The organism is Petrachloros mirabilis (genome assembly GCF_975968855.1).
This window is the reverse complement of record NZ_CDLUDY010000274.1, coordinates 1-7,299: the sequence shown is the minus strand read 5'-3', so window position 1 is coordinate 7,299 and position 7,299 is coordinate 1. Positions and strand designations below refer to the sequence as shown.

Genomic DNA, 7,299 nt, shown 5'->3' with positions numbered 1-7,299 from the left:
TCAACGAGCCTTTTTTTCAAGGTCATTTCCCTGGTCGGCCTGTGATGCCAGGTGTCTTGATTCTCGAAGCCATGGCTCAAGTCGGCGGGCTTCTGGCGTTTAAATCGCTGGGAGGGGCTGCGAAGCCGGTCGTGTATCTAACCGGCGTCGATGGAGCCAAATTTCGGAAACCTGTCGTGCCCGGTGATCGATTGCGGTTTGAGATCGACGTCGTCAAGAAACGCGCTCCATTCTGGAAAATGCAGGGTAGGGCTTTTGTGGAGGCCGAGCTTGTTTGTGAAGCGGAAGTGACGGCTATGGTAACGGAGGAGAAATGAGGCGAAGGTGAGCGGCGAATGGAAGAGGCCGGGGTGCTCATCTGGAGCGCTGAGAAAGTAGGAGTGTCGATCATCGCTGCTTGTCACGCTTCCCGTTCGATGTTCATGTAAGGAGGTTTGGAGTGCAGATACATCCCACTGCGGTTATTCATCCCAGGGCACAGCTAGCCGAAGATGTGCAGGTTGGTCCTTTTTGTGTCGTGGGAGAACATGTGATTATCAGGAATGGGACGAGACTGTTATCTCATGTCACGATCGAGGGCTGGACGGAAGTCGGTGAGCGTTGTGAATTTCATCCCTTCGTATCGGTCGGAGGGCCGCCCCAGCACTTGGGCTACAAAGGTGAACCGACGAAAGTCGTGATTGGGAACGACAACATCTTCAGGGAATACGTCACTGTGAATCGAGCAACGGTACAGGGTGGCGGAGTCACGTCGATCGGTGACAAGAATTTCCTGATGGCGTACTGCCATGTTGCCCATGATTGCCGCTTGGGCAGTCATCTCATCATGGCCAATGCGGCAAGCTTAGCAGGTCATATCATCATCGGCGATCATGCGATCATCGGTGGGTTGTCCGGCATTCACCAATACGTCCGCATCGGTGCCTACGCCATGGTTGGTGGCTGTTGCGCATTGGGCCAGGATCTCCCCCCCTTCATGAGGGCGGCCGGCGGATATCGTGCGCGGATGTACGGGCTGAATTCCGTTGGGCTTCGGCGTCATGGCTTCTCGAGCGACCGGGTAGCGGTGCTGAAACAGGCCTATGATCTGTTATTCCGATCGGGTCACAAGACTGCAGAGGCCGCAAAACTCGCCAAGGCGGAGTTCGGGGAGCATCCGGATGTAAATGCCGTGATCGCTTTTTTGCAAGGGACGAAGCGGGGGATCTGCCGATCGGTAGGGAAAGATCAGGAGCACGAGGAGTAAGCTCGTGACGCAGGCGCCTCAAGTTGGCGGCGAATGGCTTGGTTTGATTGCCGGCAACGGCCGTTTCCCGATTATCTTTGCCGAGAATGCTCGGAAGATGGGGTATCACGTTTCCGCCGTCGCTCACGAAGGTGAAACGGATCCTGAATTGTCCCGGCATGTTGATCGGATCCACTGGATCAAGATCGGTCAGCTCAATAAGTTGATTCACGCGTTCAAACAGGACGATGTCCGTCGCGCGGTGATGCTAGGCGGGATCAAGAAGACGCACGTATTTTCTACTGTGCGTCCCGACTTTCGCACCCTCGCGCTGGCGACTCGGCTTGCCCTCTGGAAGGATGACGATATCCTGAGGGAGTTCGCTAAGGAACTCGAGGGCGAGGGGATTACCATTTGCGAATCGACCTTCGGTCTCGAAGGCATCCTCGCAGAAGAAGGTGTATTGACATCCCGTGTCCCCAATCAAAAGGAGTGGGAGGACATCCGCTATGGATGGGAGGTCGCCAAGGAGATCGGACGCCTCGACATCGGCCAGTGTGTGGTTATCAAGGATCGGGTTGTTGTAGCAGTCGAAGCGGTCGAAGGGACGGATGAAGCGATCAAACGCGGAGGTCAATTAGCCAAGGAGGGTGCAGTCGTCGTCAAGCGTTGCAAGCCGCAACAGGACCTTCGGTTCGATCTGCCCGCCGTCGGACCGAAAACAATTGAAGTGATGAGTTCCGTCAAGGCCTCGGTGCTTGCCGTCGAAGCAGGGCGGACCGTGTTGTTGGACCGGGATATCACCCTTGAGAGGGCCCGTGCTGCGCGAATCGCTGTCGTCGGTCTCGTCAAACCTGACGACTTTGAAGGGGTGCCAACAGCATGACCCATGTCAAAGCCGGCGTCATAGGGGTGGGGCACCTCGGGCAACACCATGCCCGCCTCTATGCCTCTCTCCCGAGCGTTCAACTCATCGGCGTAGTTGACCAATCGGGTGATCGGGCTCAACTTGTCGCGGATCGTCATGGCGTCCATGTGTTTCGCACCGTCGATGAGCTCCTTTCCCACGTCGATGTTGTCAGCGTTGCTGTCCCGACTTCAGCGCATTACGCTGTTGCCAAGTCCTGTCTATTGGCCGGGAAACACGTCCTGGTAGAAAAACCGATTACTGCCAGGTCCCAGGAGGCCCACAAACTCGTGCAACTCGCTGAAGAGAAGGGGTGCTGCCTTCAAGTGGGGCACAGCGAACGGTTCAATCCTGTGATGCAAGTTATGCGGCCCCATATTCGCCGTCCAGTGTTTATCGAAGGTCACAGGCTTAGCAGTTTCAGTGAGCGTGGAACCGATGTCGACGTCGTGCTTGATCTCATGATCCATGATCTCGACTTGGTGCTCTCGTTCAATCCGGGTCCGGTCGAAGATATACAGGCGGCAGGAGTGCCTGTTCTGTCGCCGACCATCGACATCGCCAACGCCCGTATTCAATTCAAGAGCGGCTGCGTGGCTAACCTGACAGCCAGCCGTGTTTCGACCAGCAAGATGCGGCGGTTACGGCTTTTTCAGCCAGACAATTACCTCGCGATAGATTTTCAAACCAGGCAGGGTGTGATTTGCCGGCGCATCGCTCAAGCCGGGCAGCGTCCGACCGTCGAAGTCGAGCAACTGCAAGGAGGAGAGGAAGAACCGCTGAAGCTACAGTTGGAATCGTTCATCCAGGCGGTCAACAATGGGAAGAAGCCGGTGGTATCTGGAGCAGATGGAGCGGCTGCCTTGGATATCGCGGAGCATGTCCTCAAGGCCATTTCGGCTTTTGTGGCAAGACAAGAACAGACGTTTGCCTCGTAGACCGAATATGCCAAGAATTCTCATTGTGACGGGCGAGGCTTCCGGAGATTTACACGGCGCCAATTTGGCCAAGGCGATTTGGGCGCTTGATCCGAAAGCCGAGTTGGTTGGAATCGGCGGCTATGCAATGAAGGAGGCCGGCGTCAAGCTGGTCCCTGGCATTCCCCACTTGGATGTGGTGGGATTGATCGGTCTTTCCGCCGTTCGCACGATGATTCGGCGGATCTTTGCCATCAGGAGGGTGCTTAAGACCGAGGCCTGGGATCTGGTCGTATTGATTGACAATCCCGGCCTCAATTTTCATTTTGCGCGTGTCGCGAAAGCGGCCGGCCGCCGCGTCGTATATTACATTGCACCGCAAATATGGGCGTGGCGCCCCGGGCGTATCAAGTGGATTCAGCAACGCGTGGATCATGTGGTGGTCATCCTGCCGTTTGAGGAAGAAATATACCGGCGCGCCGGTGTCCGCTGTACATTCGTCGGCCATCCGCTGCTCGATGCGGTTGCAGCACATTATGATAGAGACGTCCTACGGCGTCGCTTCGCCCTGCATGAATCTTCTCCCGTCGTCGGTTTGCTGCCGGGAAGCCGTCGCGCAGAGGTCACGATGCTATTACCCGTACTGCTTGAGACAGCGGCCGAACTGTACTCTAGGAATCCCCAAACCCTTTTTATCCTGGCGCAGGCCTCCTCAATTGATGATAATCTGCTCCAGGACCTGCTGAAAAGGAGCCCCGTACCGGTTCAAGTGGTACGCGGGCAAGCCAGCGAGGTCATGGCGGTTTCCGATGTGCTGATGATTGCGTCAGGAACTGCGACACTTCAGGCTGCAGTGGTCGGGACTCCGATGGTCCTGCTCTACAAGACCACGCCGTTGACGTACCGGCTGGCTCGCTGGTTGATCAAGGTAAAATGGATCGGACTGGTCAATCTCGTTGCGGGGCGTTCGATCGTGACGGAACTGATTCAAGATGATGCGACGGTGGAGCAATTGCTCCGAGAAGTTCGGCGTCTCTTGACGGATACGAACGCGTATAATGAAATGAAACGCGAACTGCAGAACGTTCGACATCTCCTGCGAGAGCCGGGAGCGTCCCACCGTGCAGCGCAGGTAGTGTTGAACGAATGTCGAGCCTAGATCGGTTCATACGCCTTGTTCGTTATCTGAAACCCTATCGGGTTCGATTGATCGCGGCCTTCGTCTGCTCCGGCATGGTTGCGGCCTTTTCCGGTGCCTACGCGTGGCTCGTCAAGCCTGTGTTGGACGAAATCTTCATCAATAAGAATGCGTCGTTGTTGCTCGTGCTTCCGCTTGCCCTCTTTGTCGTGTCCGTGCTCAAGAGCGCCTTCAACTACGGTCAAAACTACCTCATGAATTATGTCGGTAACCAGGTAATCGCCGACATCAGACAAGAGCTGTTCGGAAAATTGATCCGGTTGCCGGTCGGCTATCACAATACGAACACTTCCGGGCGGCTGGTTGCCCGGGTGGTGAACGATGTTTCATTAATGGCGAATGCGGTGGCTGGTGTGCTGAAAGATATCTTTCAACAGGGCCTCACATTCCTGGTGATGATGGGCGTGATTTTCTATCAAAACTGGCAACTGGCCGGTCTGTCGATCATCGTCATTCCTCTGGCAGTCGTCACGATGGTACGGATGGGGAAACGATTGCGCGCCTTGGCGGCCAGCGGCCAGGAACGGATGGGCGACATGGCGTCCACGCTGCAAGAGACGCTGTCCGGCATCCGGATGGTGAAAGCGTATGGACGTGAAGATGCGGAGGCTGAACGCTTCCAACGGAGCAACAAAGCGTTTCTCAACACAACAATGAAGGCCATCCAGGTGTCCTCGCTTGGCTCGTCACACATGGAAGTGATCGGAGTGGTCGGGGTTGCAGCAATCATTTGGTATGGCGGGTATCTTGTGATCAATGGGTCGATGACGCCCGGCGCGTTCTTCTCTTTCTTGGCGGCCATGTTCATGGCCTACACGCCGATCCGTCGGTTATCCGGTTCGAACAACGCGATTCAACAGGCGCTTGCGGCGGCCGAGCGGGTGTTCAGCGTCATTGACCTCAAGAGTGAACAAGAAGCCGATCGCGGACAATTAGCGCTTCCTCCGATTACACAGTCGGTTGTTTATGAAGATGTGACATTTATCTACGATGGCCAGACGGTGGCGGCTCTGTCCGACATCGACTTGACGATTCGCGCGGGTGAAATGGTGGCGGTGGTCGGAAGTAGCGGCGGCGGTAAGACAACCCTGGTGAACCTGCTCCCTCGGTTCTACGAACCGACCTCCGGGCGTGTTCTCATCGATGGCGTCGACATTCAATCGTATACTCTGGCTTCCCTTCGGGCACAAATCGGTATTGTGTCGCAGGACGTGGTTTTGTTCGATGATTCCGTTCGGAATAATATCGCCTTTGGGCGGCGTGATGCATCTGACGACGACATCGTGAGTGCCGCGAAGCTGGCCTACGCGCATGATTTCGTGGAGCGTCTCCCGCAGGGCTATCAAACGCTGGTGGGTGAGAAGGGTGTAAAACTTTCAGGTGGGGAGCGTCAACGGCTCGCTATTGCGAGGGCCATTCTCCGGGATCCTCCGTTGCTGATCTTGGATGAGGCGACCTCTGCTTTGGATAATGAATCGGAACGGATCGTTCAGTTAGCGTTGAGTAATCTCATGAAAAATCGGACGACTGTTGTGATCGCCCATCGATTATCGACCATTCAGCGTGCTGACCGGATTGTTGTTCTCGACCGTGGGACAATCGTGGAGGTCGGGACACATGACGAACTGCTCCTCCGCGGAGGTCAATACAAGCGGCTACACGCCATGCAGTTTCAGGACGTGCCGAATGGGTAATTCATTCCTCAAGGGGCTTAAATCATGGTTGAAGCTGTCTGTGCTGCCTCCAATGGGCGCAACGATGATCCGCGTGTTAGGAAGGTCGATGCAGTTCCGTATATATGGGCACGAAACTGTTGATGCGTTCTATCGGAAGGGGCAGAACATCATCGTTGCGTTCTGGCACTCCCAACAACTCATGATGCCCTTTGCTTGCCGGGGGCCTGCTGCTCACGTGCTCATTAGTCAACATCGGGACGGAGAAATCATCGCGCGAATCATTGCGAAGTTCGGCCATCAAGCTGTGAGGGGATCAAGTACGAGAGGTGGCGTCGTGGCATTACGAGAGCTCATTCGACTCGGCCGGGCCGGCCGGGATGTCGTTGTGACGCCAGACGGTCCGAAAGGTCCTGCACATGTGGCGAAAATGGGGGTGATTCAGTTGGCGAAGTCGACCGGTTTACCGATTATCCCGGTGGCTTTCGGCTGCTCAAAAAAAAACTCTTTGCGAGTTGGGATCGCTTCATGGTCCCGTATCCGTTCTCTCGCGGGATTTTTCTGTGGGGTGCCCCAATCATTGTGCCTCGAGAACTTGACCAAGTAGGATTGGAGGCGAAACGGTTGGAACTTGAAACGATCTTGAACCAATTGACTGCTCAAGCCGAGAAAACTGTCAGTCAGGTAGGAGGTGAAGGGAGAAAGTGATGTTTCGTCATGCCGCCATGTTCTAGTCCTGATCGTCCACTACGATGCTGTATATCCTTTATAATGTTCTCCTGCTGATTGCCTCTCCATTCATCTTGGTCATTTTGCTTGCCAAGCGGCGCTGTCGTCGTGGATTTACACAGCGGTTTGGGTTTGCCTCTCCGCCTATCGTGCCGGACCATCGACCGTTGGTCTGGGTTCATGCGGTGTCGCTCGGTGAAGCCGTAGCTGTCTCTCCACTTGTGAAAGAGCTTCAACGGCGTCATCCTGATCATCGCTTCATTGTGTCCACCGTGACGGAAACAGGACGAGAGGCGGTCGAACAACGGTTGGCGGGAGTCGCGGAGCATCTGTATGCGCCACTGGATTTTCCTTGGGTCGTTGCCCGGCTTGTCACCAGGCTGCGCCCCGTCCTCTATCTGTTTGTCGAGACGGAACTTTGGCCCAATCTCCTGAGGGATCTTCACCGGCATGGAATTCCTGCGATTATGGTCAATGGTCGCATATCCAGCGGCTCGTTTGGCCGTCAGCAATGGGGACTTATTCGGTCTTTCTACCGGTCAATGTTGCGAAGATTAAGCCTTTGCTTGATGCAGTCGGATCGCGATGCAGAACGTATCGTCGCGTTGGGCGCGGATGCTCAGATTGTGCGGCGGACCGGGAATATCAAG

At 55.5% G+C, this 7,299-nt stretch carries 8 protein-coding genes; all 8 read left to right on the top strand.

What is annotated here, in order from left to right:
* The coding region (gene fabZ, locus ACWVCN_RS11820) for a 3-hydroxyacyl-ACP dehydratase FabZ (RefSeq protein WP_455245960.1) at positions 1–317 on the top strand (317 nt) is incomplete at its 5' end.
* Positions 318–439: 122 nt separating this feature from the next.
* Positions 440–1,246, top strand: a complete 807-nt coding sequence (gene lpxA / locus ACWVCN_RS11815) for an acyl-ACP--UDP-N-acetylglucosamine O-acyltransferase (RefSeq protein ID WP_455245959.1) — start codon at positions 440–442, stop codon at positions 1,244–1,246.
* A gap of 4 nt (positions 1,247–1,250) precedes the next feature.
* Positions 1,251–2,111: an LpxI family protein gene (locus ACWVCN_RS11810; protein WP_455245958.1), complete on the top strand. Its 861-nt coding sequence runs from the start codon at positions 1,251–1,253 to the stop codon at positions 2,109–2,111.
* Positions 2,108–3,070, top strand: coding sequence for a Gfo/Idh/MocA family protein (locus tag ACWVCN_RS11805; protein WP_455245957.1), 963 nt, complete (start codon positions 2,108–2,110; stop codon positions 3,068–3,070). The genes ACWVCN_RS11810 and ACWVCN_RS11805 overlap by 4 nt, the downstream gene beginning before the upstream one ends.
* 7 nt (positions 3,071–3,077) lie before the next feature.
* Positions 3,078–4,208 carry a lipid-A-disaccharide synthase gene (gene lpxB, locus ACWVCN_RS11800; RefSeq protein ID WP_455245956.1) on the top strand — a complete coding sequence of 377 codons (1,131 nt, stop codon included), beginning with the start codon at positions 3,078–3,080 and terminating at the stop codon, positions 4,206–4,208.
* On the top strand, positions 4,196–5,941 hold the full coding sequence (gene msbA, locus ACWVCN_RS11795) for a lipid A export permease/ATP-binding protein MsbA (protein ID WP_455245955.1): 1,746 nt from the start codon (positions 4,196–4,198) through the stop codon (positions 5,939–5,941). The genes lpxB and msbA overlap by 13 nt, the downstream gene beginning before the upstream one ends.
* Entirely contained in the window at positions 5,934–6,527 is a 594-nt protein-coding gene (locus tag ACWVCN_RS11790; RefSeq protein WP_455245954.1) for a lysophospholipid acyltransferase family protein, read from the top strand. Before msbA ends, ACWVCN_RS11790 begins: the two co-directional genes overlap by 8 nt.
* Positions 6,528–6,672: 145 nt before the next feature.
* Positions 6,673–7,299, top strand: a 627-nt coding sequence (locus ACWVCN_RS11785) for a 3-deoxy-D-manno-octulosonic acid transferase (RefSeq protein WP_455245953.1), incomplete at its 3' end; no start/stop codon positions are given.